The following is a 26,387-nucleotide window of genomic DNA, read 5'->3' on the forward strand; positions in this document are numbered from 1 at the left end:
CATAGCAGCAGCTTCAATAAAAGAGATATTAAGTAAAAGCTAATTTGATTTATCAGATTAGAGATCGTTAGTCAAGAACGTGAAACTCACCAGACGAGACCGCTCACGTTGACGCAGCCATAAATTGCGCTAGCCTGAAGCTCTATGAGTGGAAAGGAGCGAGCTATGAAGATAGACGTGGAGCAGTTCCAGGTTAAGGCAAAGGAGAAGGTGTCACTGAAGAGGCGGCCGACCGATGTGGCCCCTTTTTATCACTCAAAGGAACAGTACCAGGAGTGTCTCACCGAACAGATCGAGAGGCTGAGCGCCCTGCAGGGGCTTCTCTATGCCAATAACAACTATGCCGTGCTCTTGATCTTCCAGGCCATGGACGCCGCAGGCAAGGATGGTGTCATCAAGCATGTGCTTTCGGGGATCAACCCGCAGGGGTGCGAGGTCTACTCCTTCAAGCATCCCAGCGCCGAAGAACTGGACCACGACTTCCTGTGGCGCAGCGGGCGCCGGCTCCCGGAACGGGGGCGCATCGGGATCTTCAACCGCTCCTATTACGAGGAGGTGCTGATAGTTCGGGTGCACCCGGAGATCCTGGCGGGGGAAGGGCTTCCGGGGCAGTTGGTCAACGGCCATGTATGGCGGGACCGCTTCGAGTCCATCGTGAACCTGGAGGAGCATCTGCACAGAAACGGCACCCGCATCGCCAAGTTCTTCCTGCACATCTCCAAGGAAGAGCAGCGCAAGCGCTTCATCGAGCGGATCGACAACCCGGAGAAGAATTGGAAGTTCGACAAGGCAGACGTGGAAGAGCGAAAGCTCTGGAAGCAGTACATGGAGGCGTACCAGGATTGCCTGGAGGCAACCAGCCGCAAAAACGCCCCGTGGTACATCGTCCCTGCGGACGACAAGAAGAACGCGCGCCTGATCGTCGCCCAGGTACTGCTGAACCTGCTGGAGGAATTGAAGATGGAATATCCGGATACCTCGGAGGAGCGCCGCAAGGAACTGCAGGAGATACGGAAGGAATTGGCTAAGCCGGAATAGCGGAAAGCAGGCATGAAAAAGGCGGCTTGCGCCGCCTGATTCGAAAGCTGCATGGCAACTGTACCTAACGTGTGATGTTCCGGCCCGCGAGTAGAGCCGATACCAGCATGACGACTGCGACCACCAGGAAGAGATAGAACAGGATCTTGGCTATCCCGGCCGCTGCTGTGGCGATACCGCCGAATCCGAATACTGCGGCGATAATTGCGATAATGAAGAAAATGAGGGCCCAACGTAACATGACATCTCACCTCCCTGCACTTTCATTAACTTCTCTAAATAAAGTATAGCATGGGCAGAAAACGGTTTAACAGCTTGTAATTTTCCAATTTTTGGAGGTTGGAAAGCGGCAGGGCGCGGACACATGAGCGCTGTCTGCTCCCCGTTTTCAGCCAAAGCTACCCGTTTTGCAGCCGCTCCAGGCAGCGCTCCATGTCGATACCGGGACCGAGGACGCCTTGGAACAGGTCGCCGACCTGCTCCAGCCGCTTCCCGATGGTGTTGATGGTGAACTGGCGCGGGTCGAGACCCGGCTTCACTTCCTCCCAGCGAAGCGGCGCCGAAACGGTCGCCCCGGGGCGGGGGCGGATGCTGTAGGGGGCGGCGAGGGTCTGGCCCGGCTTGTTCTGCAGGAAGTCGAGGTACACCTTTTTCTGGCGCTGCCTGGGGCTGCGCAAGAGGCTGGTGAAGCCGGGGACCTTGTGGTGCGCGAGGGTCGCCACCAGCTTCGCGAATACCCCTGCCGTGTCGTAGTCGTAGCGTGCTCCCAGCGGGACGTAGATGTGGATGCCGGTGGCGCCGGAGGTCTTCGGGAAACTGGCCGCGCCCGCGCTTTCCAGGACTTCGTGCACGGCGAGCGCGGTCTCGATCACCTTCTCGAAGGAGATGTCCTCGGGGTCCAGGTCGATCACCAGGTAATCGGGGTAGTCGAGCTGCTGCAGCCGCGACAGCCATGGGTTGATCTCGATGCAGCCCAGGTTGGCCATGTAGATGAGCGTCGCCTCGTCCTGGCAGACGAGGAACTTGATGTTCTTGTCGACGTGTTTGGAATAGATCTCCCGGGCGGTGATCCAGGGGGGGATCAGGTCGGCCGTCTCCTTCTGGTAGAAACCTCCTTCGGCGATGCCGTGCGGCGTACGGTACATCGACTCCGGGCGGTCCATGAGGTACGGGAGTATCACCCGTGCCATCTTGCGGTAGTAGTCGATGACGTCCCCCTTGGTATATCCCTCCTCCGGCCAGAAGACCTTGTCCAGGTTGGTCAGGGTGAGCCGCTGCCCGTCGATGACGAGGTTTACCTCCCCTTTCTTCGCGCCCCCCTTCTTCACGAAAGGCTTGGCTGTGGCAACCGTCTCCTCTGCAGGCACCTTTTCCCCTGCCGCAGGCTCGCCAACATCCTCCTCTTGATCCGTCTGCGCATGGTGCACCGGGGGCTGGACCTCCGCGGGAAAGATCTCCCGCTGCACGGACCTGGGGTCCTTGTCCTCACGAAGCCCCAGGAAAATGGGCAGGCGCATGACGTTCTCGTCGGTCCACTCGGCGAATTCGACCTCGCAGACCAGCACTGGTTTGGTCCAGGTAACCGGCATGCTGGTCTTCACCTGCTGCCGGAAAGGGGACTCCGGCTGGATCAGCGGTTGCAGCGCAGCGTACATCTCCTTCAACCCCACATCGTCGAACCCCCCTCCGGTAAGCCCGATGTAGACCAGCTCGCCATTTTCGTAGACCCCCAGCACGAGAGAGCCCAATCCTTTCCTGCTCCCTCGGGGCTGGGTGAACCCGCAGATCACCGCCTCCTGCTGCAGCCGTATCTTAATCTTCAGCCAGTCGCCGCTTCTTCTTCCCGCAAAATACCGGCTGTCGGCCCTTTTGGCGAGGATTCCCTCCAGGTTGTTCTCGCGGGCAAGCTCGAAGAACTGCCTGCCGTACTCCCTGATATGGTCGCTGAAGCGGACCCAGGGGAGTTCGGGGAGCAGGTTGCGAAGCCTCTCCTTGCGTGCCTGGAGCGGTTCGGCGCGCAGGTCCTCGCCGTCGAGGTAGAGGAGGTCGAAGGCGTAGTAGTAGATGTTCTTCTCCCCGGTGCGCAGGCTGTTCTGCAAGAGCTGGAAGGAAGACCTCCCCTTGGCGTCGAGGGCTACCACCTCACCGTCCAGCACTGCCGTGACCGGCAGGGAAGCAAGTGACTGGACGATGGCGGGGAAGCGCTTGTTGAAGGAGAGGTTGTTGCGCGAGTAGAGCTGCACCTCGCCGCCCTCTATCTCGGCGATGGCGCGGTAGCCGTCGAGTTTTATCTCGAAGAGCCAGTCGGGATCGTCGAAGGGCTCGGCCGCGGAGTTGGCCAGCATCGGAGTGAGTCGGTGCGGCATCGGAGCGGCAGGTCTGACAGGTCCGACTGGTTCCGCCGCCTCTGCGGCGGCTAGGGGCAACGCCTGTGGCTTCCTCCCCGTCTTTAGCTCCTCGATGGTGACGTCACTGACCACCGAACGGTCCTGCAACGTCACGTCCTCGGTCGAGGCGAACCGGTCGTTTTTCTTGATCAAAAGCCAGGTGTTCTCCTTGTCCCCCTTGATGCGAACTAGGGCATATTCCCCGTTCAATTTCCGGCCGACGAGGATGAATTTCAGGTCTCCCTTTTTCAGCCCCTCGCGCAGCAGCCTCACGCCCTGTTCCGGATCGGCCGCCCCCGGGGCCTCATAGCTCCCGGTGTCCCAGACGATCACCTCGCCTGCCCCGTAATTCCCCTTGGGAATCACCCCCTCGAAGTCGCCGTAGTCGTAGGGGTGGTCCTCCACCATCATGGCGAGCCTTTTTACCGAGGGATCCAGCGAGGGGCCCTTGGGGATGGCCCAGCTTTTCAGAACTCCGTCGAGCTCGAGCCTAAAGTCGTAATGCAGATGAGAGGCCGCGTGCTTATGCACCACGAACCGTAAAGATCTCTCCGACTTCCCCTCGCTGGCCGGCGGCTCCGGCGTCCTCCCCGGATTCCTTTTGCGCTGATACTCTTCCAGTCCCATGAGAACCTCCCCTTTTCAAGGTCATGAGTTTATCACATCGCCAGATCGGCTTTAGATGGGCTTGTCTGAATTGACAAAGCAAGGACCGCGGCTAGATTATTAGACGTTGCAAATCATGGGCCCTGTTTCCCCTCTGCCGACCCAACGAGGAGGAGGCGCTGGAACCGGATTCGGAACACGGCTTAAAGCCGAAAAAACAAAGCCCCCGAGCGGGCGCAGGAAAGGAGAAAGAGGCATGAGAGTCCAGGATATCCGGGAGATAGCCCAGAGGATGGCGATCCCCACATCAAAACTGAAGAAAGGCGAACTGATCAGGGTGATACAAAGAACCGAGGGGAATCGGCAGTGTTTCGATTCGGGGCAGTCGGGGCAATGCGGCCAGCGGGAATGCCTGTGGGCCGATGACTGTAACTAGGGCGACCGCCGCGGCAAACGCCGCCGGCGGCAGTGATGACGCGAGGCAGATGGAGGAGGCGCCGAGATGGACTTTGACTACACGGAGTACGAATACCTTCCAGAGTGCAAGGACGGATGCGGCGCCATCACCGACTGGCTGAACAGCAGGGAAATGGCACGCGAGGTAGGTGAGAACCATGGCAGGCAGACCGGCCACGAGTGGATCGTGCTGGAGAAGATGAGAGAGGAGCAGCCGCTCCGAAAATGAAACGTCCTACCCGGCGCCATCGGTGCCGGGAATAACAGGGAGAACCAACCCGGAGGTACCGAATGAACAGAGACGACATACTCAACCACTTGGGAAAACTGATACAGCTCGACGTGGATGCCACCCATGCCTACGACCAGGCGATCAGGAACGTGAACGAGGTGGTCATCAAGGACAAGCTGATCCAGTTCCAGGCCGACCACAGAAAGCACATCGACTTACTCTCAGCGAAAATGCTGGAGTTGGGTGGCACCCCGCCTGAACTCACCTCCGACTTCAAAGGCTTCCTGATCTCGGGCTTCACCGCCCTGCGCAGCCTCACCGGTTCGAAAGGAGCCCTTGAAGCTATGGAGACCAACGAGCGCCTGACCACCAGCCGCTACGAGGAAGCCTCAAAGCTCGACTTCCCGGTGGACATCTCCGCCATCGTCCGTTCCAACTACGCCGACGAACAGCGCCACCTCTCGTTCATCCGCGAGGCGATACCGACGCTTAAATAGTCAGAGGGAATTGACCAACCCAGGCAGGCTTGGCGCTTGCCTCGAAGAGGGCCCGGATCAGCTACGATTCCGGGTTCTTTTTGTTAATGAGAGAGCTGCGCCGCGTTTTCTACTAAAACGCAACCCCGCCATTGACGGGCATTGACACGAGAGATGTCTAAAGTATCTTTAATAAACCATTTTTATTGTTTGTCATTAATGATAACAACGACGCGTGCAGGAGACGTCTTATGGTAGCTGCTGCCTGGAAATTCGATCTGGGTGCCACCGTGCTTAAAGAGGGAGGAACCCGCTTTCGGGTCTGGGCTCCGAAGTCGCAGACGGTGAACCTTCTCATCCTTTCCGGCAAGGCGGCCGGCGCGGTCCTCATGCAGCAGGAGGAAATGGGTTACTACTCCGCCACGGTAGCCGGGGTGGCCGACGGCGACCGCTATCTCTACCAGCTCGACAACGGCAAGACCTTCCCCGATCCCGTTTCGCGCTACCAGCCGGATGGGGTGCACGAGCCTTCCCAGGTGGTGGACCCAGATCTGTTCGAATGGTCGGACGAAGGGTGGACCGGCATCCCGCTGGAGCAGTACCGGATCTACGAGATCCACACTGGGACCTTCACCAAGGAGGGGACCTTCGAGGCGGCGATATCTTTTCTCGACTACCTGGTTGACTTGGGGATCACCGCGGTCGAGATCATGCCGGTGTCGCAGTGCCCCGGCAAGCGCAACTGGGGTTACGACGGCGTTTTTCACTTCGCGCCGCAGAGCAGTTTCGGCGGCCCGGACGGATTGAAAAGGCTGGTGAACGCCTGCCACAAGAAGGGGCTCGCGGTGCTCCTGGACGTGGTCTACAACCACTTCGGCCCGGAAGGGAACTACCTCTGGGATTTCGGCCACTACTTCACCGACAAGTACCGCACCCCGTGGGGGCGGGCCATGAACCTGGACGGGGCCTACAGCGACTCGGTCCTCGAGTTCTTCTTGCTGAACGCTGGGTACTGGATCAACGAGTTCCGCTTCGATGGCCTCAGGCTGGACGCGGTGGACTGGATCTTCGATCAGACGCCGAAGCCGCTTTTGCAGCGGCTGGCCGAGGAGGTGCACCTGCACCGGGGACGGCTGGGGAGGGAGATCTTCCTCTTCGCGGAGAACGACACCAACGACGCGCGACTGATCAAGCCGCCGGAGTTGTGCGGCTTCGGCTTGGACGCCCAGTGGTGCGACAATTTCCACCACGCGCTGCGCACCCTGCTCACTAGAGAGACTACCGGCTACTACGAGGACTTCGGCCAGTTCAGCCAGATGGTGAAGACTTACGAGGAGGCCTTCGTCTTCACCGGCGAATACTCCCAATACCGCAAGCGCCGCCAGGGAGGACCGGCAAAGGACCTCCCCACCTCGCAGTTCGTGGTCTTCTCGCAGAACCACGACCAGGTTGGAAACAGAAAATGCGGGGACCGGCTGAGCGGGAGCCTCCCGGTGGGACAGCTCCTTTTGGTCGCCGGGGTAGTGATCCTTTCCCCCTACATCCCGATGCTGTTCATGGGAGAGGAGTACGGGGAAAAGGCGCCGTTCCACTACTTCATCGACCATGGCAACCCGGAGCTGGTCGAGCTGGTCAGGAAGGGGAAACACGAGGAGCATGCCTCGGGCATCTGCGAGGGGGAGATCCCAGACCCGGCGGCGGAGGAGACCTTCCTGGAGTCGAAGATAGATCTCGTCAGCGAAAAGGTGGGGGAGCAGGCGGTCATCCTTGAGTTCTACAAGAAACTCTTCTCGCTGCGCAGCACCTTGCCCGCGCTCCAGGTGTTCCAGCGCGAGCAGATGGAGGTGTCCGGGATGCCTCAGCAAAAGGTCCTCTGCTTCAGAAGGTGGTCCGGCCAGAATTCGGTCCTTTGCCTCTTCAGCTTCAACAACATGCAGCAGGAGATCTCCCTGCCTCTTGCCGAAGGGACTTGGGAAAAGCTGCTCGACTCCTCGGCCCAGCACTGGCTCGGGCCGGGTGAAGAGGCACCGGTGAAGGTCGAGGTGACAGGAGAGCCGGGAGAGATTCCGGTATCGATCAACCCATACAGCGTGGTGGTTTACGCCGCCGACCTGACAGGAGGAGCACATGGAGCAAGCTAACGAGCGGTTTGTCTGCATTCACGGCCATTTTTACCAGCCGCCGCGCGAGAACCCCTGGCTCGAAGCGGTCGAGATCCAGGATTCCGCCTTCCCCTACCATGACTGGAACGAGAGGATCACCGCCGAGTGTTACGCCTCCAACTCCGCGTCGCGGATATTGGACGGCGAACAGCGGGTCATGGATATCACCAGCAACTACGCCAAGATCAATTTCAACTTCGGCCCTACCGTTCTCTCCTGGATGCAATTCGCCGCCCCGAAGATCTACCAGGCAATCCTGGAGGCGGACAAGCTGAGCATGGAGTGGCGCTCCGGGCACGGCTCGGCCATCGCCCAGGTCTTCAACCACATGATCATGCCGCTGGCCAATTCCCGGGACAAGCGGACCCAGATCATCTGGGGGATCAAGGACTTCGAGCAGAGGTTCCAGCGCTTCCCCGAAGGGATGTGGCTCGCCGAGACCGCCGTGGACCTGGAGAGCTTGGACCTCCTGGCGGAATACGGGATCAAGTACACCATCCTCGCCCCGCACCAGGCGGCGGGGTACCGCGAGCTGGGCGACGAGGAGTGGACCGAGACGGAGATCGATCCGACCCGGGCCTACCTTTGCAAGCTTCCCTCCGGGCGCGAGATCAGCCTCTTCTTTTACGACGGTCCCATCTCCCGCGCGGTCGCCTTCGAGAACCTTCTGGACAGCGGCGAGGCGCTCGCCAACCGGCTGGTGGGTGGATTCACCGAGGACCGCGACTGGTCCCAGCTCATGCACATCGCCACCGACGGCGAGACCTACGGACACCACCAGAAGTTCGGCGACATGGCGCTCGCCGCCGCCTTGAACCACATCGAGCTGAACAACCTGGCGCGTCTCACCAACTACGGCGAGTACCTGGAACTCTGCCCCCCAACGATGGAGGCGAAGATCCACGAGCGGACCTCCTGGAGCTGCGCCCACGGCGTGGAGCGCTGGAACAGCGACTGCGGATGCTCCGGCGGGGTGCCGGGATGGAACCAGCAGTGGCGCGGTCCCTTGCGCGCCTCGCTCGACTGGCTGCGGGACCGCCTGGCGCAGGGCTTCTCGCGGAAGGGGGCGGAACTCTTCAAGGACCCTTGGCAGGCGCGAGACGCTTACATCGAGGTGATCCTGAACCGGGAAATGGAGCGGGCGGAAAGCTTCCTGGCCCAGCACGCGAAGAAGGACCTCGACGCCTCGGAAAAGATCACCGCGCTGAAGCTTTTGGAGATGCAGCGTCATGCCATGCTGATGTACACGAGCTGCGGCTGGTTCTTCGACGAGCTCTCGGGGCTGGAGACGGTGCAGGTGATCGATTACGCCAGCCGCGCGCTGCAGCTCTCCGAGGGGATCGCGGAACACGGTGTGGAGAAGGCCTTTCTGGACCGCCTGAAGGAGGCGAAGAGCAACATTCCCGCGCACCAGGACGGGCTCTGGATCTACCAGAACTTCGTGCTCCCCATCCGGCTGGACCTGGTCAAGGTCGGCGCCCACTACGCCTTCAGCTCGCTCTACGAGGAGTACGAGGACCATTCTCAGATCTACTGCTACGCCATCGCCAAGGAGGAGTACAGCAAGGTCTCCACCCCCGACGCGGTGATAGCAATGGGGCGCATCCACGTCGCCAGCGAGATCACCGAGGAGAACGCCTGCCTCACCTTCTGCGTCATGCGCCTGGGGAGCCACGACTTCAAGGGGGGGGTGATCGAAAGCTGCGACCCGCAGGCGTATGCAGCCATGCGGGAGGAGATGAGCGCCAGCTTCGACAAGGGGCTTTACACCGAGCTGGTCACCCTGATGGACAAGCACTTCGGCACCCACAGCTTCTCCCTTTTGAACCTTTTCTCCGACGAGCAGCGCAAGATCATCAACATCATCATCAACCAGAACATGGAGGAGAGCATCTCCAGCTACCAGGAGATGTTCGAGCGCAGCCGCCCGCTGATGGAGTTCGTCAAGGAGACCCGGGTCCCGGTGCCGCACATATTCCTGGCGGCGGCCGAGCCGGCTTTGAACCAGTCGCTGAAAAAAGCGATGAGCGAGGAGGAGATCGACGACGACGCGGTGCACCGCATCATCGGCCAGATCAAGAAGTGGCAGGTGGGGATCGACGGCGGGGACACCGAGTATTTCATGCGCCGGCACATGGAGAGCATGTCCTCGCAACTGATGGAGCATCCGGATGACGTGAAGCTGATGGGAAGGATGCTGAAGTACATGAACCTCCTGAACGAGATCCCCATCAACCTGGTGCTCTGGCAGATGCAAAACGACTACTACATCCTGGCCAAGAGCGTGTACTCCGATTTCGCCGCAAAGGCAGCCAAGGGGGAGGAGGGGACGGCCGCATGGATAGAGGCGTTCCGGAAGTTGGGGGAAACCTTCCGCTTCAATCTCGGCGCAGTGCTGCCGCAGGGGTAGCCAGGGGGGAGCATGGCAGAGAATTATAAGCCGGCTGCGAGAATCCCGACGGCCACCTACCGGCTGCAGTTCAACGCCGGGTTCACCTTCGCGGACGCCACCAGGATCATCGGATACCTGAACGATCTTGGGATTAGCGACGTCTACGCCTCCTCGTACCTGGCTGCCAAGGAAGGAAGCGTTCACGGCTACGACGTGGTGAACCAGACCGTGCTGAACAAGGAAGTTGGGGACGAGCAGAGCCACCTCGCCATGGTGGAGGAGCTCAAGCGGCACGGGATGGGGCATATCCTGGACTTCGTACCCAACCACATGTGCATCGAGAGTGGTGAGAACCTCTGGTGGATGGACGTCCTCGAAAACGGGATGAGCTCCCCCTACGCGCACTTCTTCGATATCGATTGGGAGCCGGTAAAAAAGGAGCTGACCGGGAAGGTGCTGCTGCCGCTTCTGGGGGATCAGTACGGCAAGGTGTTGGAAAGCGGCGGATTGCAGCTCATTTTCAAGGAGGGTGCCTTCTTCGTCCAGGTCTACGCGCTGCAGATCCCGCTGGAGCCTAGGAGCTACCTGCAGATCCTCCAGTACCGGCTGGACGCGTTGAAGGAGAAGTTCCCGGCCGAGGCGGCGCCGGTCGAGGAACTTTTGAGCATCGAGACGGCGCTGCAGCACCTGCCGCTGGCGACCGAGCAGGACCCGGAGAAGATGGGCGAGCGGCACCGCGAGAAGGAGATCATCAAAAAGAGGCTCTGGCAGCTTTGCCATGAGTCGCCGGAGGTGGCCGCCTTCATCGCGGACAACGTGAAGAGCTTCAATGGCAGCAAGGGGGACCCGCGCAGCTTCGATCTTATGGACAAACTCTTGCGGGACCAGGCGTACCGCCTCTCCTACTGGCGGGTGGCTACGGAGGAGATCAACTACCGGCGCTTCTTCGACATCAACGGCCTTGCCGCCATCAGGATGGAAGACCAGGCGGTGTACGACCTGACCCACACGCTCTTGTTCCGGCTGATCCGGGAGGGGAAGGTCACCGGCGTCCGCATCGACCACGTGGACGGGCTCTACGATCCCGTTTCCTATCTGCAGAACCTCCAGAAAAGCAGTTACTTCCAGTTGCGGCAGGCAGGCTCCACGTTTCCCGCGGATAACGGGGAGGAGAAGAAAGAGGCGCTCGAGAAGGAATATAACGCGCTCCTGGAGACGGACCCCTGCTACAAGCCTTTCTACGCAGTGGTGGAGAAGATCCTGATGAAGGGGGAACTGCTCCCCGACCAGTGGCCGGTCTTCGGGACCACGGGGTACGACTTTTTGAACAGCTTGAACGGCATCTTCGTGGCCACCGAGAAGGCGAAGCAGATGGACCGACTCTACGACCGGTTCGTGAAGTGGGGGGGAGATTTCCCTGATCTCGTCTACGAAAAGAAGAAGCTGGTGATGCAGGTATCGCTCTCCGGCGAGAGGAACATGCTGGCGCACCAGTTGAACAACATCGCCGAGCAGGATCGGCTCACCCGCGACTTCACCCTGAACAGCCTGGCCCGCGCCATCAGCGAGGTCATCGCCTGTTTCCCGGTGTACCGCACCTACGCCAACTCGGCCTCCGTGCGCGACAAGGACGTGCAGTACATCGAGGCGGCCGTATATAAGGCCAAGCGGCGCAACCCGGCCATCAGCGGCTCCGTGTTTGACTTCGTGAGGGACGTGCTCTTGTTGAAATCGCCGGAGCGTGCGACCGAGAACGACCGCCGCGCCTGGCTCTACTTCGCCATGCGTTTCCAACAGATAACCGGGCCGGTGATGGCCAAAGGGCTCGAGGACACAGCCTTCTACGTCTATAACCGGCTGGTTTCGTTGAACGACGTCGGGGGGATGCCCGGGAAGTTCGGCACCACCCTCGAGGCGTTCCACGGCCAGAATCTCGACCGTAACAAGACCTTTCCCCACGCCATGATCGCCACCGCTACCCACGACTCCAAGCGCGGCGAGGACGTACGCACCAGGATCGATGCGCTATCCGAGATCCCGGAGCTCTGGCAGAAGTCCGTGGTCAGGTGGAGCCGGTTCAACAAGGGGAAGAGCACCTCCATTGAGAACCAGCCGGTGCCCGACCGCAACGAGGAGTACCTCCTGTACCAGATCCTTCTGGGGGTCTGGCCGGCAGGCGAGATGGACCAGGAAGAGTACAAGAGCCTCAAGGGGAGGGTCCGGGACTACATGGTCAAGGCGCTCCGGGAGGCCAAGGTCAACACCAGTTGGGTGAGCCCGAACACCGCCTACGAGGAAGGGGTGACCTCGTTCGTGGACCGGATCCTGGAGCCGGGGCCGGAAAACGTGTTTCTGCGCGAGTTCCTGCCGCTGCAAAGGCGGTTGGCGCGCTGCGGCATCTTCAGCTCGCTTTCGCAGACCTTCCTGAAGATGGTCTCCCCCGGGGTTCCGGACTTCTACCAGGGGACCGAGCTCTTCGAGTTCACCCTGGTCGACCCGGACAACCGCCGCCAGGTCGATTACGGCAAGAGGGTTGAGCTGCTCGCCGACCTCAAGGCGCGCGAGGCTGAAACGGGTCCGGAAGCGCTCTGCCGCGAACTGATGGGGAAGGCGAAAGACGGCAGGATCAAGCTCTATCTCATCTACCGGGTCTTGAACTACCGCAGGAGCAACCGCGGCCCCTTCGAAGGGGGGGAGTACCTGCCGCTGGAGGCAAAGGGGACGCGGGAGCGGCACATCTGCGCCTTCGCCCGCAAGGGGAAGGAAAAGACCGTGATAGCCGCCGCCGCGCGGCTGGTGGCGACCCTGATGCCGGCGGAGGGAAGCCTCCCCTTGGGGGAGGAGGCCTGGCAGGACACGGTCCTGGTACTGCCGGAAGGGTGCGGCGGCAGGTTCAGGAACATCGTCAACGGCGAGGAACTGGAGGCGCAGGAACAGGGAGGGGAGCAGGTGATCCCGCTGGCGCGGCTCTTCGGGCAGGTGAGCGTGGCGCTCTTGGAGTCCGCCTCCGCGTAAAGCTACGGCGGACAAGCCCGCTCCGCATAAGGGAGAAGCTATGGAAGGCAGAGCGCGGATAGCGATAGAGGGGGTCCACCCGCAGATCGATTGTGGCCGGTTCGCCGTGCAGCGGGTAACGGGCGACGAGATGGCGGTGCAGGCGGACATCTTCAGCGACGGCCACGAAGAGGTGGTGGCCATGCTGCTCTACCGCCGCCAGGGGGATGAAGTGTGGCAGGAGACCCAGATGCAGCGCCTGGAGAACGACCGCTGGCAGGGGAGCTTCAAGCTCGGGGAACCGGGGTTCTACGAGTACAGCCTCCTCGGCTGGGTGGACCATTTCCGCACCTGGCAGCGCGACCTGCAGAAAAGGTTCGAGGCGGGGCAGGATGTCTCGGTCGACTTGAAGATCGGCAGCAGCATCCTGTCGCAGGCGGCCAAGGAGGCGAAGGAGCCGGACGACGCGAAGCTGCGCCAGGCGGTGGAAGCGCTGAACCAGGAACCGGAGCTGGAAGGGGCGGTGGCGCTCGGACTCGACAGCCGGCTTGCCGATCTGGTCAGCACCTGCTGCGCCCGCGGCCTCGCCACCCGCTACCACAAGGATCTTGTGGTCCGGGTGGACCGGAAAAAGGCGCTCTTCAGCAGCTGGTACGAACTCTTCCCGCGCTCCCTGGGGGGAGCGGAAGGGAGGCACGGCACGCTGAAGGACTGCATCGCGATCCTCCCAGACATCGCTGAGCTTGGCTTCGACGTGCTCTATCTCCCCCCCATTCACCCCATCGGCACCAGCAAGAGAAAGGGGAAGGCGAACCAGGTCGAGGCGGAGCCCGGGGACCCGGGGAGCCCCTGGGCCATCGGCTCGCCTGAGGGTGGGCACAAGTCTATACATCCCGAACTGGGAACACTGGAGGATTTCCAGGCCCTGGTCCTCGAAGCGGATCGGCACGGCATCGAGATCGCCCTCGACATCGCCTTCCAGTGCTCGCCGGACCACCCCTACCTGAAGGAGCATCCCGAATGGTTTCTCTGGAGGCCGGACGGCACGGTCCAGTACGCGGAGAACCCTCCCAAGAAATACCAGGACATCGTCCCGTTCAACTTCGAGACGCCGCAGTGGCAGGAGCTTTGGGAGGAGCTGAAGAGCATCTTCTTCTTCTGGATGGACCGGGGGGTGCGCATCTTCCGGGTGGACAACCCGCACACGAAGCCCTTTCCCATGTGGGAATGGATCATCGCCAAGGCGAGGGAGAAGGATCCAAACGTCATCTTCCTCGCCGAGGCGTTCACCAGGCAAAAGATCATGTACCGGCTGGCGAAGCTCGGCTTCTCGCAGTCCTACAGCTATTTCGCCTGGCGCAACAGCAAGCGGGAGCTGACCGAGTACCTGACGGAGTTGACCCGAAGCGACGCGAAGGAGTTCATGCGCCCCAACTTCTGGCCCAACACCCCGGACATCCTGACCGAGTACCTGCAGTACGGGGGCCGTGCCGCTTTCATGATCCGGGTGACGCTGGCGGCGACGCTTTCCTCCAACTTCGGCATATACGGCCCGGCGTTCGAGCTCTGCATCCCGACGGCGGAGGCCGCCGGATCCGAGGAATACAAGGACGCCGAGAAGTACGAGATCCGCCCATGGGACCGCAAGGGGCCCGGGAACATCAGGGAGCTGATCTCCAAGCTGAACCGGATCCGGCGCGAGTATTCGGCGCTGCAGGAGACCTGCAACGTGCAGTTCCTGGAGTCCGACAGCGACAGCGTGCTCTTTTTCGTGAAGACCTCCGGTAAGCCGGGCGCCTCGCTCCTGGTCGCCGTGAACCTCGACCCTTTCCGGGTCCGCAGCGCGAAACTGCGCCTGCCGCTGGGGCTTCTCGGTGTCCTGTCCGGACAGTCGTACCTGTTGCACGACCTCTTGAACGGCGAGCGCTCCATCTGGCAGGGGGAGTGGGCCAGCGTAACCCTCGACCCGCAGCTGGCGCCGGCAGGGATCTTCCGCCTCAGCACCTGGCTCCGCAAGGAATCCGACTTCGATTACTACTTATAGCAGGCGGCGATTCTGTCCCGCTAACATCGAGTCCCCCTTGCCCTGTGGAAGCGGCAGGGCGGATCACTCACCTACCTATCAACGACTCCCCCCTCCACTTGCGGGAGGGGGCGCGGGGGTGGGGGAAGGTGCCACGTCATAGGCTGGTGGCTTCACCGCCGGTCCCTCCGAAGTAACTAAAAGGGGTAAAGCCATGCCACAGCGCAGCGACAAAAACCCGCTCTGGTTCAAGGACGCCATCGTCTACGAGGTGCACATCAGGAGTTTTTGCGACAGCAACGGGGACGGCATCGGAGACTTCCGGGGGCTGTTGCAAAAACTCCCCTACCTGCGCGACCTGGGGATCACCGCCATCTGGGTGCTCCCCTTCTATCCCTCTCCCCTGAAGGACGACGGCTACGACATCGCCGACTACCGCAGCGTTCACCCGGACTACGGCACCCTGCGCGATTTTCAGGACTTCCTGAAGGGTGCCCACGCCCTCGGCATGCGGGTCATCACCGAGCTGGTCTTAAACCACACCTCGGACCAGCACCCCTGGTTCCAGAAATCCCGCACCTCGAAGCCGGGCTCCCCCTGGCGCGACTTTTACGTCTGGTCCGACACCCCCGACAAGTACCTGGACGCCCGCATCATCTTCAAGGATTTCGAGGTCTCCAACTGGACCCGCGATCCCGTCGCCAAGAGCTACTTCTGGCACCGGTTCTATTCGCACCAGCCCGACCTCAACTACGACAATCCCCGGGTGCACGAGGCGATGTTCCGGGTCATCGACTTCTGGCTGGGGATGGGGGTGGACGGCCTCAGGCTCGACGCCGTCCCCTACCTCTACGAGCGTGAGGGGACCAACTGCGAGAACCTGCCGGAAACCTACGAGTTCCTGAAGAAGCTGCGCGCCTACATCGACGCCAAGTACCCGGACCGGATGCTCCTGGCCGAGGCCAACCAATGGCCGGAGGACGCAGCCTCCTATTTCGGGGGGGGAGCCGCCTGCCAGATGTGCTTCCATTTCCCGCTCATGCCCCGCATGTTCATGGCGCTGCAGATGGAGGATTCCTTCCCCATCATCAACATCCTGCAGCAGACCCCGGTCATACCGCAGCAGTGCCAGTGGGCGCTCTTCCTAAGAAACCACGACGAGCTCACCCTGGAGATGGTGACCGACGAGGAGCGGGACTACATGTACCGGATCTACGCACGCGACCCGAGGGCGCGCATCAACCTGGGGATCCGGCGCCGGCTGGCGCCGCTCATGGGGGACGACCGGCGCAAGATAGAGCTGATGAACGTCCTTCTTTTCTGCCTTCCCGGCACCCCCATCATCTACTACGGCGACGAGATCGGCATGGGGGACAACTATTATCTCGGCGACCGCAACGGGGTGCGCACGCCGATGCAATGGAGCCCGGACCGAAACGCCGGCTTCTCCCCGGTGAACCCGCAAAAGCTCTACCTCCCCGCCATCATCGACCCGGAGTACCACTACGAGGCGCGCAACGTCGAGAACCAGGCGAAGAACCCCTCTTCGCTTCTTTGGTGGATGAAGCGGATGATCGATCTGAGGAAGCGGTTCAAGGCCTTCGGCTGGGGGAGCGTCGAGTTCATGCCGATTGAGAACTCCAAGGTGCTGGCCATGGTCAGGAAATATGAGGATCAGTCCATCGTGGTGCTGATCAACCTATCCCGTTCCACGCAGTTCGTGCAGGTGAACCAGCCGCGCTTCGCCGGCTTTTATCCCGAGGAGATGTTCAGCCGCAACCGGTTCCCGGTCATCAAGGACTCCCCTTATGGCGTCATCCTGGGAGCTTACGATTACCACCTTCTGCTCATGAAGGACGGAAGCGAAGAGGTCAAGCCTCGGGAGGAGGGGGTGCTGGAAGAGGTTCCGGTCACCGGCAGCTGGGAAAACGTGCTGAGGTCGGCGGGGCTCAGGCAGCTGGAACAGTCGGTCCTTCCCGAATACCTGAAGAGGTCCCGCTGGTTCCAGGGGAAGAGCCGGATCATGGTCCGCTTTTCGGTGATGGAGAAGGTACCCGTCCCGGTCAACAGCTCCTCGGTCATCCTCACGCTTTTGGAGGTGAGCTACAGCGAGGGGGCGCCGGAGACCTACCTGCTGCCGCTGCATTTCGTCCCCATGGACGGCGGAGGCGAAGGGATCCTTACCGAGACGCCGGCCGCCGTCGTCTGCAAGCTGCGCATCGGCGACAAGGTCGGAGTCCTCTACGACGGCACCTACAACTCTCACTTCCGCTGGTCGCTTTTCGAGATGATCTGGCGCCGCAAGGCGATCCGCACCGACGGGGGGAGGCTCTCCGGGCGCCCGGCCGGCGGGATGGGCGCGCTCATGGAAGGGAAGGAGCCTCCGTTCGTCTCCCAGGTGGGGAAATCGGAGCAGAGCAACACCTCGATGCTCTTCGACAAGCACTTCTTCCTGAAGCTGTACCGGCGCCTGGAGGAGGGGGCGCATCCGGAAGTGGAGATCGGGAGGTTCCTCTCGGACCGGATCCATTTCCAGCACGTGGCGCCCCTGGCCGGGACCATCGAGTACCGGCGACCCGGGCTGGAGCCGGTGGCTATCGGGATGCTGCAGGCCTTCGTCCCCAACCAGGGGGATGCCTGGGCCTTCACCCTCGGGGAAGCGGGGCAGTTCATCGATCGTGTGCTGGCCCATCGCGAGGAGGCGAAGGAATCTGGGACTCCCGCCGTCGCCCAACCGGACACCGCGGCCACCGGCTTCTCCACCGTGCTGCATGATCTGATCCAGGGGTTGTACCCGGAGATGGTGGCCCTGATCGGAAAGCGCACGGCGGAGCTGCACCTGGCCCTTTCCTCCCGCAGCGACGACCCCTCCTTCGCGCCCGAACCCTTTGCGCTTCTTTACCAGCGCTCGGTGTACCAGTCGATGCGCAGCCGCACCAGGAAGGTCTTCGACCTCTTACGCCGGAACCTGGGCCGGCTTCCCCAAGAACTAGTGCCGGAGGCCGAGGCGCTTCTGGGGATGGAACCGGAGGTGCAGGGAGCCCTGCAGAAGTTCACCGCCAGCAAGTTTTCGGCGATGAAGACGCGGGTGCATGGCGACTACCATCTGGGGCAACTCCTCTACACCGGAGACGATTTCCTGATCATGGACTTCGAAGGGGAACCGGTGAAATCCCTGGGAGAGCGCCGGATCAAGCAGTCGCCGCTCAGGGACGTGGCGGGGATGATGCGCTCCTTCGAGTATGCCGCCCACGCCGTGCTCATGCAGAGGCCCCAGGTCCGGGAAGAGGACGTAGCCTTCCTGCTCCCCTGGATCCAGGCTTGGTGCCGGTACAACTCCGCCCTTTTCCTCGCCTCCTACCAAAAGGGGGTGGAAGGTTGCAACTTCATGCCGGACCACCCGCAGGACGTGGAGACGATGCTGCGCTGCTTCATGCTGGACAAGGCAATCTACGAACTGGGGTACGAACTGAACAACCGCCCGCACTGGGTCTCGATACCGCTGCGGGGCATTGTGAACCTGCTGGCGTCGGAAAAGAGCGGTCCCAAGCTGGGGGGGCAATGATGTTCGCCCCGCCCCCTCCAGGGGGAGGAGCCGCAGCAAAAGGGGACAGGCTACTTTTTCAATCAAAAAGCAGCCTGTCCCCTTTTTACAGTGCGCCGTGCGCTGGGCTTATTCACCGCGGTGCTAGCGCTTCTGGTCCTTTTCTTCCTTCATCTCTTCGTTCACGTCCTCGCGCGGATCGCTCACCTCTCCCGCCACCTTCTCACCCGGTTTCTTCCCTTCCGCAGAGCTGTGCTCGATCACCGAATTGACCACGGCGCCCGCCAGGATGATGAGCCCGGTCAGGTAAAGCCAGAGCAGCAGCACGATCACCGCGCCGATACTGCCGTAGGTCTTGTCGTAGGAGCCGAAGTTGTTGATGTAATACGAAAACGCCAGGGACATCAGGATCCAGCTCGGGATGGCGATCACGGCGCCGGGGCTGATCCAGACCCATTGGTGCTCGACGTCGGGGGTGAAGTAGTAAATGACCGCGACGGCGAGGACGAGGACGAACAGGGTGACCGGCACCAGGGCGGCGAACCATGCCACCTTGAACGCCCCGCCGAAGTTGATCAGGCCGGCTACGTAGTCGCCGATCTGGTTGCCGAACATGAGCGCCGCCATGGCAACGAGGAACAGCACCGACAGCCCGATCACCAGCCCGATGGCGATCAGGCGCACCTTCCAGAAGGGGCGCCCTTCCTTGACGTCGTAGAGGTTGTTCATGGCGTCCATGACGGAAACGATAGCGTTGGAGGAGGCCCAGAGTGCAAGGACGATCCCCATGGAGAGGAGCCCTTGCTTCTTGTTGGTGAACAGCGCCTGGATGTTGTCCTCGATCAGCGTGAAAGTTTCGCCGGGAAGAACCCTGGAGGCGTTGTCCAGCACGTAATCCAGTAGGTGCGGGATCGGCAGGTAGGCGATCAGCGTGGTCAGGAAGAGGAGGAATGGAAAGGAGGCGAACAGGAAGTAGTACGCCATGGCGGCGGCGTGCTCCGGGCAGTCCTCTTCCGAGAATTTCTTGAAGGCCCGTTTGGCCAGTTCCTTGTAGCTCGTGTCGCCCAGCTTGAAGTATCTGCGCAGTGAGAACATGGTCGGCTCCTTGACGTGGTCACCCTGCCACCTTGCGAGGCAAGGGTTAGCTACCCTCCTACGATGGTTCCGCCGTTTGGGTGCAGCACCTGCCCGGTCATGTAGGAGCCCCCTTCGGAGGCGAGGAAGACGTAGCTGTGGGCCACTTCCACCGGCTGTCCCGCCCTCTTCAAAAGCACGTTCCCGCCGAACTGCTCGGTCTTCTCCTCCGGAAAGGTTCCGGGGATGAGCGGGGTCCAGATCGGACCTGGGGCGACGGCGTTCACCAGGATCCCCTTTCCAGCGAGCGAGAGGGCAAGGGAGCGGGTGAAGGCAACGATGGCCCCCTTAGTGGAGGAGTAGTCGAGGAGGTTGGGGTTTCCCTTGTAGGCGGTTACCGAGGTGGTGTTGATGATCCGCGATCCTTCTTGCAAATGCTTGAGAGCGGCCTTCACCAGGTAGAAATAGGAAAAGATGTTGGTCCTGAAGGTCCGCTCCAACTGCTCAGAGGAGATCTCTTCTATGCTCTCGCGGTAATGTTGCTCGGCCGCGTTGTTCACCACTATGTCCAGCCGGCCAAATGCCTCCAACGTCTTTTTCACGATGTCGAGGCAGAACTGCTCCTGACCCACGTCGCCCCGGAAGGCGAGGCAGCGCACCCCCTCCCGCTCCACGATGTCCCGGGTCTCTTTCGCGTCCTGGTCTTCCTCCAGGTATCCGAAAGCGATGTTGGCACCCTCGCGGGCAAAGGCGATGGCGACGGCCCGGCCGATGCCGCTGTCGCCGCCGGTGATGAGGGCGGTTTTTCCCTGCAGCTTTCCGGCCCCGCGGTACTCGAACTCGCCGCTTTGCGGCCGGGGCGTCATCTCGGCTTCTTTTCCCGGCTGCGCCTGGCGCTGCGGCGGGAACTGTTTCCCTTCTTCGGTCGGCATCTGGTATCTCCTTTGACGGCGTGCTGCGCGGCCGGGTTACGGGGAGGCTGGTTCTGTCTTCGGGGCGGCGTGCTCCGGTGTGAGCGCGATCTTGATGCAGGAATCCTGCTTCTTCAGGAAGGTGCGGTAGCCGGCGGGCGCGTCCTCCAGCGACATCCTGTGGGTGATGATGGAGGAGGGATCGATCTGCTGCTCCGCGACCAGCTTCACCAGGTGAGGGAGGTACTTGTGCACGTGGGCCTGCCCTCCGCGCACGGTGAGCCCTTTGGCGAAGATGGCCCCCATGGGGAACTTGTCGATGAATCCGCTGTAGACACCGGAGATAGAAAGGGTGCCTCCTTTGCGGCACGCCCGAACCAGCTGGCGCAGCGCAGAGGCACGGTCGGTCTCCAGACGCAGTGTCTGTTTCACCAGGTCGTAGACATCCTCTATGCCTGTGCCGCGGGCCTCGAGGCCGACCGCGTCGATGCAGGAGTCGGGGCCGCGGCCGCCGGTCATGTTCTGCAACTGCTCGGCTACGTCCACCTCCTCGTAGTTGAGCACCTCGGCCTGGCACTGGCTGTGCGCCATCTGCAGGCGGTCGGGGAACCGGTCGATGCCGATCACCCGCTCGGCTCCGAGAAGCTTCGCCGATTTCATGGCCAGAAGCCCCACCGGTCCGCATCCCCAGACGGCGACGGTATCCCCCGGGTTGATATTGCAGTAGACGGCGGCCTGGTAGCCGGTCGGCATTATGTCGGTTAGGAGCACCACTTGCTCGTACGGTATCCCGTCCGGTATCTTCTCGAGCCCCACGTCGGCGAAGGGAACGCGGACGTATTCAGCCTGGCCGCCCGCATACCCCCCGTAGAGATGGGAGTAACCGAAGATCCCGCCGCCGGTGTCGCCGTAGATGTGTTCCATCATCCAGGAGTTCGGGTTGGTGTTGTCGCAAAGCGACCAGAGCTCGTGCTTGCAGTACCAGCACGCGCCGCAACTGATGGGAAACGGCACGATGACGCGGTCGCCGACCCTGAAGTGGGTGACGCCGGGGCAGGCCGCGACGATCTCACCGACGAACTCGTGCCCCAGGATGTCCCCCTTTTTCATGGTGGGGACGTAGCCGTTGTAAAGGTGCAGGTCGGAACCGCAGATGCAGGTGAGGGCGACCTTAACGATGACGTCCCCCTTCTGTACGATCTCCGGGTCGGGCACGGTGTCCACCCGCACGTCCTGTTTGCCATGCCAGCATACTGCCCTCATATCTCCTCCTTGTCGCGTCCCGGTTCCGGGCGCTCGGCTCGGTTTTATTAGGCGGTCCGCCTCGCGGTCGTCTCCTCGCCCACTTCGAGGATCTGCTTCAAGCGCTTGAGATCCTCTTCCAGCTGCTGGGCGTTCAGTCCGTGAGCGATCTTCATTGCGGCCCTTCCGGCGGTGCCGCCGGGGGGGTAGTAGTCGATGCTTACCCGCACCTCGGTGCCGCGGTTGCCGGGGGCCTCCTTGAACTCCACCGTTCCCTTGTTGGGAATGTCGGCGCTTCCCACCGAGTGCCAGCTGATCTGCTGCCCCGGGGTGTCCTCCATCATCTCTGCGTCCCATTCCGTAGAGAGCCCGCCGGGTCCGACCGCTTTCCAGTGCGAGGTACGCTCGCCGGTGACCTGCACCGATTCCAGATGCTTCATGAAACGGGGCAGGTTGTCCAGGTGGCGCCAGAACTCGTAGACCTGGTGCGGCGGCAGGCCGATGGTCACCACCTTCTCTATGCGCAGTCCCGATCCCTGTGTGTGCACGGTGTCCACCCCCATCGCCTCATACATGCCGCAGTGTCCGGTCTGTCCCCGGTAAAGGAGCATCCCTCCGCTGGCAATCATGGCCAGGCCGGAGAGGTAGTTCCGCCTGCCGATGCTCCAGAGCCCGGAGAGGGCCAGGGCCGCTCCGCCTGCCATGGATGCCTTCCGCTCTCCCGGCCCCACGTTCACCCGCTTTTGTCTGCTTTGCCCCCGGTACGCGCGGCTCTGCTCGGTTGCGCTGGTTTCCATGCTTATCCTCCTTAGAACCATCGATGCTGTTTTTTATTAGTATCTTTTAAGAATTGAAATAAACTAACACAGCGACTTTGGATTGCAACAGACGTGGGGGGATTTTGGATGGTCAAAAATCAGGTGAGGATGAGCCGGTCGGATGGGGGGGAAGGGGACAGGCTACTTATTTGTTCGGAAAAGTAGCCTGTCCCCTTTTCGTTGCTTCAGGCAGCCTCTTTTCTTTTCTGCTTAATGCTCTCCTTCAAAAGCGCCATCATGTCGGCGACTCTCGGTGGAGGAGGCTGTTTGGCCTGGGGGGCGGGCATTCTTCCCTGGGCCTTTTCCTCTATGATCCGCTTCAGGTCGTCTACGTACTGGTCCTTGTATTTCTCTGGGTCGAACTTCACCGTCAATTGGTCGATCAGGGAAAGCGCCAGCGTCACCTCCTGCTCGCGCAGGTTCTCGTCCCCCGGAAGTTTCAGGTCCGAGGCGTCCCGCACCTCCTCGGCATACCTGATCTGGTTCAGCACCAGCACCTGGTCCAGCGGTCTTAAGATGCCGATGCTCCCCCTGTTCCTGAGCACGTAATGTGCTACTCCCACCTTTCCCGAACGCTTCAGCGCCTCCCTCAAGAGCGCGTACGCTTTGGGCCCGGTCTTCTCCGGTTCCAGGTAGTACGGCTTCTCGAAGAACCTGGTGTCGATCTCCCGCTCGTCTATGAAATCGACGATATCGATGAGGTGGGTTTTTTCCAGGCTCGCGTTCTCGAAGTCCTGGTCGGTCAGCACGATGTATTCGCCGTCGCTGTACTCATACCCTTTCACGATCTCCTCATAGGGGACCTCCTGATTGTCATTTTTGCAGACCCTCAGGTATTTGATGGGGCAGAGATCGCTCTTGCGCAGCATGTCCAAGTCAAGCGTGTTGCTTTGGGAACCGCTGTAAAGCTTCACCGGGATATTCACCAGGCCAAAGCTGATCGAACCGGACCACATCGCCCTCATGTCTCACCTCCTCACCTTGCCGTACCTTGTTCGACGAGGCACGGCGCGGTTTACACTGCTGAATTTGTCGATGCAGGTGGATTTTACCATCAATGGAGCACCGCGCCCTCCCGCTTCTCTGCCTGTGCGCTGCCGCGCTGATGCAGAAGCGGCGCAGGCTTGCTGCACAAAGTGCCATACCGGCGCAGTTTTCTGCCGCAAAGACGGCGCGCTAAAAGCGGCTGCCGCGATTGACAAAGCAAAGCGAGTGCATACATTTGTTAACGGAATTTAATCATTGGCGAGGGCAGGGAGCACACAACCCCCTGGAGAAGATATGGTTGAAGAAAGCGGACAACATGCGCACGGCGCAGGTAAGAAATTGCTGAGCACGAAGCTGCTGCTCTGGATAGTGGGAATCGTCGTCGCCCTGGTCCTGATCGTGTTCATCGCCAGTTTCTTCATCGACGAACCTTTGCGGCGCGCGACTGAAAAGAAGATGAACCAGAGCCTCAAGGGGTACTCGGTCCGCCTTCCCAAGCTGCATTTCAGCCTGATCGGGCTTTCCATCACGCTGAAAGGGCTCACCGTTTCGCAGCAGGCGCATCCTGAGCCGCCGGTGGCGGAGTTCCCGTACCTGCGGGCCAGCGTTCATTGGCGCGAGATCCTCTCGGGAAAGCTGGTCGGAGAGATGAGGCTGGACGACCCGAAGATCCACATAAACCTGACACAGCTAAAGAGCGAGGCCAAGAGCAAGGTCCCCATGAAGGAAAAGGGGTGGCAGCAGGCGGTGGAGGCCATTTACCCCTTGAAGATCAACCACCTGAAGATCAACGACGCGAGCATTACCTACATCGACGAGGATGCCAAGCGCCCCCTCGTGCTCAGCAACCTGGACCTGGAGGCGAACAACATCCGCAACATCCACCTGCCGGACAAGGTCTATCCCTCATCCTTCCACCTGGAAACGGACATATTCAAGACCGGCCACGGGACCGTCGACGGCAAGGCCAATTTCCTGGCCGAGCCGACACCCGCGGTGAAGGCGGACCTGAAGCTGGAAAAGGTCCCCATCGACTATTTCCAGCCGGTTTTGGCCCGCTACAACATGTCCGTCCAAGGCGGGGCGCTGAGCGGCAACGGCGACATCGAGTACGGACGAAAGGTGCAGACGGCACGCCTGAAAAAACTGGTGATCAGCGGGGTCACTATGACCTACTTCCATTCGGAAAAGACCGCGGCGGTGGAGAAAAGAAGGGCGGAAAAGGTGAAGGCGGCGGCGAAAGAGGTGAGCAACAAGCCGAACCTGGTGCTGAGCATCGAACAGTTCGACCTGGTCCGCTCCAACCTCGGGATGATGTACAACGCAGGCGGGAAAAAGTTCCGCATCTTTGTCGCCGACACCGATTTCAGCCTGAGCAACTTTTCCAACCAGTTCTCCCGGGGGGCGGCGAAGGCGAAGCTAAGCGGCAAGTTCATGGGCAGCGGCATGACCAGCGCATCGGGAGACTTTCGTCCCGAGAAGAACGGCCCCGACTTCGATCTCTACCTGAAGATCACCAACACCCAGCTTACCTCCCTCAACGACCTGCTCCGCTCCTATGGGGATTTCGACGTCACGGCGGGGACGTTTTCGCTGGTGACCGAGCTGCATGTGAAGAACGAGAGAGTAGACGGCTACATCAAACCGTTTTTCCGCGACATGAAGGTCTACGACCGTCGCCAGGACAAGAACAAAGGGTTCTTTAAGCAGGTGAAGGAAATTCTGATCGGAGGCATCGCCAAGATCCTGGAAAACAAGCAGCGGGACCAGGTTGCGACCAAGGCGGACATCTCGGGTCCTTTGAAGAACCCGCAGACCAGCACTTGGCAGATTGTGGTGCAACTGGTGCGCAACGCCTTCTTCAAGGCCATTGTTCCCACCTTCGAGAGGGATGTGACGGCGCTGGGGAAAAAGCGCTAGAGAAGGACCCGCCGCAAAGGCAAAGGAGGTGGCTATGAGAAACGTCGTGCTGCTGATTTTAATCCTGCTGGTCATCGCGGTGCTACCGACCTGGCCCTACAGCGCGGGATGGGGTTACTTCCCGAGCGGCGGGTTGGGGGTGGTGCTGGTGGTCCTGCTGTTGCTGGTCATCATGGAACGCATCTAGCGGCGACCGGCGGGTGTGGGAACGACGGGTAACAAGGAGGCGAACATGCCGAAGTATGGGAAGAAAGCGCAGGAAACGGTGCATGAAGTCATGGACAAGTTCAAAAAGGGTGATTTGAAAAGCGGCAGCGGCAAGAAGGTGACAGACCGCAAGCAGGCCGTTGCCATCGGTCTTTCGGAGGCGCGCGAAAAAGGGGCCAAGGTGCCTGAACCTCCGAAGAAGAAGTAACCAGGCACCATAACCAGCAAGGGAAATTAAAAGGAGGCTGTCATGGCAAAAAACATCGCGGTATTCGGCATCTATCACAGCAGGGAGAGCGTAGAGAACGCAGTCGACGCACTGAGGGCAGCGGATTTCCGCAACACCGACATCTCCGTGCTCTTCTCCGAGAACGTCGGCACCAAGGACTTCGCCCATGAAAAGCACACCAAGGTCCCTGAGGGGTCGAGTGCGGGCGCTGGGACTGGCGCGGTGATCGGCGGGGCGTTGGGCTGGCTCACCGGCATCGGCGCCCTCGCAATCCCCGGCGTCGGCCCGTTCATCGCGGCGGGACCGATCGTGGCAGCCTTGGCGGGTGTCGGAGCAGGCGGGGTTATCGGCGGCATAGCCGGCGCGCTGGTGGGGATGGGGATCCCCGAATACGAGGCGAAGCGGTACGAAGGGCGGGTCAAGGAAGGGGGGATTCTCCTCTCGGTCCATTGCGACAACGCCGACTGGAAAAAACGAGGGATGGACGTCCTGAGGCAGACCGGCGCAGCAGACATCGGGTCCGAAGGCGAATCCAAGGCCGACTTCGCCAGCTCGGACAAACCCAAGCCGCGGGGGAGCGCATAAAAACGGCGTCCCCCCTTTCGTCCTCAACTCCACCCTGCATGGCACGAACTGCCTGAGGAGGAGGGAGGACAAAGCGGAGAGGGCTAACGGCAAAACGTCAATAG

20 protein-coding genes are annotated in these 26,387 nt (G+C 61.1%); 13 read left to right on the top strand and 7 right to left on the bottom strand.

What is annotated here, in order from left to right:
- Window positions 1-165 precede the first annotated feature (165 nt).
- The gene (locus GBEM_RS00640; RefSeq protein ID WP_012528565.1) at window positions 166-1,038 is read left to right on the top strand and encodes an ADP-polyphosphate phosphotransferase; all 873 of its coding nucleotides are present in this window, start codon (window positions 166-168) and stop codon (window positions 1,036-1,038) included.
- 64 nt (window positions 1,039-1,102) lie between these two features.
- Here GBEM_RS00640 and GBEM_RS20540 read toward each other — a convergent pair whose 3' ends face one another.
- Complete coding sequence (locus GBEM_RS20540; RefSeq protein WP_012528566.1) at window positions 1,103-1,279, bottom strand: DUF1328 family protein; 177 nt, start codon at window positions 1,277-1,279, stop codon at window positions 1,103-1,105.
- Between the two features lie 157 nt (window positions 1,280-1,436).
- Entirely contained in the window at window positions 1,437-4,052 is a 2,616-nt protein-coding gene (gene ligD, locus GBEM_RS00650) for a DNA ligase D (protein ID WP_012528567.1), read from the bottom strand.
- 235 nt (window positions 4,053-4,287) lie between these two features.
- Here ligD and GBEM_RS00655 point away from each other — a divergent pair, with 235 nt between their 5' ends.
- The 8 genes from GBEM_RS00655 (at window position 4,288) to treS (ending at window position 18,331) form a co-directional block, all read left to right on the top strand.
- Window positions 4,288-4,467, top strand: coding sequence for a Rho termination factor N-terminal domain-containing protein (locus GBEM_RS00655; RefSeq protein WP_012528568.1), 180 nt, complete (start codon window positions 4,288-4,290; stop codon window positions 4,465-4,467).
- Window positions 4,468-4,533: 66 nt separating this feature from the next.
- On the top strand, window positions 4,534-4,716 hold the full coding sequence (locus tag GBEM_RS00660) for a hypothetical protein (RefSeq protein WP_012528569.1): 183 nt from the start codon (window positions 4,534-4,536) through the stop codon (window positions 4,714-4,716).
- A 62-nt stretch (window positions 4,717-4,778) separates the two neighbouring features.
- The gene (locus GBEM_RS00665) at window positions 4,779-5,216 is read left to right on the top strand and encodes a ferritin-like domain-containing protein (protein WP_012528570.1); all 438 of its coding nucleotides are present in this window, start codon (window positions 4,779-4,781) and stop codon (window positions 5,214-5,216) included.
- 230 nt (window positions 5,217-5,446) lie between these two features.
- Window positions 5,447-7,336: a malto-oligosyltrehalose trehalohydrolase gene (gene treZ / locus GBEM_RS00670; RefSeq protein ID WP_012528571.1), complete on the top strand. Its 1,890-nt coding sequence runs from the start codon at window positions 5,447-5,449 to the stop codon at window positions 7,334-7,336.
- Window positions 7,323-9,767 (top strand): DUF3536 domain-containing protein, encoded by a 2,445-nt coding sequence (locus GBEM_RS00675; RefSeq protein WP_012528572.1) that lies wholly within the window; start codon window positions 7,323-7,325, stop codon window positions 9,765-9,767. Before treZ ends, GBEM_RS00675 begins: the two co-directional genes overlap by 14 nt.
- A gap of 12 nt (window positions 9,768-9,779) precedes the next feature.
- Window positions 9,780-12,764 (top strand): malto-oligosyltrehalose synthase, encoded by a 2,985-nt coding sequence (locus tag GBEM_RS00680; protein ID WP_012528573.1) that lies wholly within the window; start codon window positions 9,780-9,782, stop codon window positions 12,762-12,764.
- 40 nt (window positions 12,765-12,804) lie between these two features.
- On the top strand, window positions 12,805-14,787 hold the full coding sequence (locus GBEM_RS00685; RefSeq protein WP_012528574.1) for an alpha-1,4-glucan--maltose-1-phosphate maltosyltransferase: 1,983 nt from the start codon (window positions 12,805-12,807) through the stop codon (window positions 14,785-14,787).
- Window positions 14,788-14,980: 193 nt separating this feature from the next.
- Complete coding sequence (gene treS / locus GBEM_RS00690) at window positions 14,981-18,331, top strand: maltose alpha-D-glucosyltransferase (RefSeq protein WP_012528575.1); 3,351 nt, start codon at window positions 14,981-14,983, stop codon at window positions 18,329-18,331.
- Window positions 18,332-18,454: 123 nt separating this feature from the next.
- On the opposite strand, the gene GBEM_RS00695 is transcribed toward treS, so the two are convergent.
- From GBEM_RS00695 to ku, 5 genes are all read right to left on the bottom strand, one after another.
- Entirely contained in the window at window positions 18,455-19,405 is a 951-nt protein-coding gene (locus GBEM_RS00695) for a YihY/virulence factor BrkB family protein (protein WP_012528576.1), read from the bottom strand.
- A 50-nt stretch (window positions 19,406-19,455) separates the two neighbouring features.
- Window positions 19,456-20,316, bottom strand: coding sequence for an SDR family oxidoreductase (locus GBEM_RS00700; RefSeq protein ID WP_012528577.1), 861 nt, complete (start codon window positions 20,314-20,316; stop codon window positions 19,456-19,458).
- Between the two features lie 36 nt (window positions 20,317-20,352).
- Window positions 20,353-21,558 carry a zinc-dependent alcohol dehydrogenase gene (locus tag GBEM_RS00705; protein WP_012528578.1) on the bottom strand — a complete coding sequence of 402 codons (1,206 nt, stop codon included), beginning with the start codon at window positions 21,556-21,558 and terminating at the stop codon, window positions 20,353-20,355.
- A gap of 47 nt (window positions 21,559-21,605) precedes the next feature.
- The gene (locus tag GBEM_RS00710; protein ID WP_012528579.1) at window positions 21,606-22,334 is read right to left on the bottom strand and encodes an SRPBCC family protein; all 729 of its coding nucleotides are present in this window, start codon (window positions 22,332-22,334) and stop codon (window positions 21,606-21,608) included.
- Between the two features lie 206 nt (window positions 22,335-22,540).
- Window positions 22,541-23,320 (bottom strand): non-homologous end joining protein Ku, encoded by a 780-nt coding sequence (gene ku / locus GBEM_RS00715; RefSeq protein ID WP_012528580.1) that lies wholly within the window; start codon window positions 23,318-23,320, stop codon window positions 22,541-22,543.
- 316 nt (window positions 23,321-23,636) lie between these two features.
- Between ku and GBEM_RS00720 the strand changes: the two genes are divergently transcribed.
- Genes GBEM_RS00720 through GBEM_RS00730 form a run of 4 tightly spaced genes read left to right on the top strand, consistent with a single transcriptional unit; the run spans window position 23,637 to window position 26,283 of the window.
- Window positions 23,637-25,262 carry an AsmA family protein gene (locus GBEM_RS00720; protein WP_012528581.1) on the top strand — a complete coding sequence of 542 codons (1,626 nt, stop codon included), beginning with the start codon at window positions 23,637-23,639 and terminating at the stop codon, window positions 25,260-25,262.
- Between the two features lie 34 nt (window positions 25,263-25,296).
- Entirely contained in the window at window positions 25,297-25,449 is a 153-nt protein-coding gene (locus tag GBEM_RS20545; RefSeq protein WP_012528582.1) for a DUF3309 family protein, read from the top strand.
- 45 nt (window positions 25,450-25,494) lie between these two features.
- Entirely contained in the window at window positions 25,495-25,677 is a 183-nt protein-coding gene (locus GBEM_RS00725; protein ID WP_012528583.1) for a DUF6496 domain-containing protein, read from the top strand.
- A 42-nt stretch (window positions 25,678-25,719) separates the two neighbouring features.
- Window positions 25,720-26,283: a quinol:electron acceptor oxidoreductase subunit ActD gene (locus tag GBEM_RS00730; protein WP_012528584.1), complete on the top strand. Its 564-nt coding sequence runs from the start codon at window positions 25,720-25,722 to the stop codon at window positions 26,281-26,283.
- Window positions 26,284-26,387 lie beyond the last annotated feature (104 nt).

It is taken from the genome of Citrifermentans bemidjiense Bem (assembly GCF_000020725.1).
Classification (GTDB): domain Bacteria; phylum Desulfobacterota; class Desulfuromonadia; order Geobacterales; family Geobacteraceae; genus Geomonas; species Geomonas bemidjiensis.

What these genes read in the sequence shown, in the direction of transcription:
- GBEM_RS00640 (WP_012528565.1), top strand. Translation starts at nt 166, where the DNA reads ATGAAGATAGACGTGGAGCAGTTCCAGGTTAAGGCAAAGGAGAAGGTG.
- GBEM_RS20540 (WP_012528566.1), bottom strand. Translation starts at nt 1,279, where the DNA reads ATGTTACGTTGGGCCCTCATTTTCTTCATTATCGCAATTATCGCCGCA.
- ligD (WP_012528567.1), bottom strand. Translation starts at nt 4,052, where the DNA reads ATGGGACTGGAAGAGTATCAGCGCAAAAGGAATCCGGGGAGGACGCCG.
- GBEM_RS00655 (WP_012528568.1), top strand. Translation starts at nt 4,288, where the DNA reads ATGAGAGTCCAGGATATCCGGGAGATAGCCCAGAGGATGGCGATCCCC.
- GBEM_RS00660 (WP_012528569.1), top strand. Translation starts at nt 4,534, where the DNA reads ATGGACTTTGACTACACGGAGTACGAATACCTTCCAGAGTGCAAGGAC.
- GBEM_RS00665 (WP_012528570.1), top strand. Translation starts at nt 4,779, where the DNA reads ATGAACAGAGACGACATACTCAACCACTTGGGAAAACTGATACAGCTC.
- treZ (WP_012528571.1), top strand. Translation starts at nt 5,447, where the DNA reads ATGGTAGCTGCTGCCTGGAAATTCGATCTGGGTGCCACCGTGCTTAAA.
- GBEM_RS00675 (WP_012528572.1), top strand. Translation starts at nt 7,323, where the DNA reads ATGGAGCAAGCTAACGAGCGGTTTGTCTGCATTCACGGCCATTTTTAC.
- GBEM_RS00680 (WP_012528573.1), top strand. Translation starts at nt 9,780, where the DNA reads ATGGCAGAGAATTATAAGCCGGCTGCGAGAATCCCGACGGCCACCTAC.
- GBEM_RS00685 (WP_012528574.1), top strand. Translation starts at nt 12,805, where the DNA reads ATGGAAGGCAGAGCGCGGATAGCGATAGAGGGGGTCCACCCGCAGATC.
- treS (WP_012528575.1), top strand. Translation starts at nt 14,981, where the DNA reads ATGCCACAGCGCAGCGACAAAAACCCGCTCTGGTTCAAGGACGCCATC.
- GBEM_RS00695 (WP_012528576.1), bottom strand. Translation starts at nt 19,405, where the DNA reads ATGTTCTCACTGCGCAGATACTTCAAGCTGGGCGACACGAGCTACAAG.
- GBEM_RS00700 (WP_012528577.1), bottom strand. Translation starts at nt 20,316, where the DNA reads ATGCCGACCGAAGAAGGGAAACAGTTCCCGCCGCAGCGCCAGGCGCAG.
- GBEM_RS00705 (WP_012528578.1), bottom strand. Translation starts at nt 21,558, where the DNA reads ATGAGGGCAGTATGCTGGCATGGCAAACAGGACGTGCGGGTGGACACC.
- GBEM_RS00710 (WP_012528579.1), bottom strand. Translation starts at nt 22,334, where the DNA reads ATGGAAACCAGCGCAACCGAGCAGAGCCGCGCGTACCGGGGGCAAAGC.
- ku (WP_012528580.1), bottom strand. Translation starts at nt 23,320, where the DNA reads ATGAGGGCGATGTGGTCCGGTTCGATCAGCTTTGGCCTGGTGAATATC.
- GBEM_RS00720 (WP_012528581.1), top strand. Translation starts at nt 23,637, where the DNA reads ATGGTTGAAGAAAGCGGACAACATGCGCACGGCGCAGGTAAGAAATTG.
- GBEM_RS20545 (WP_012528582.1), top strand. Translation starts at nt 25,297, where the DNA reads ATGAGAAACGTCGTGCTGCTGATTTTAATCCTGCTGGTCATCGCGGTG.
- GBEM_RS00725 (WP_012528583.1), top strand. Translation starts at nt 25,495, where the DNA reads ATGCCGAAGTATGGGAAGAAAGCGCAGGAAACGGTGCATGAAGTCATG.
- GBEM_RS00730 (WP_012528584.1), top strand. Translation starts at nt 25,720, where the DNA reads ATGGCAAAAAACATCGCGGTATTCGGCATCTATCACAGCAGGGAGAGC.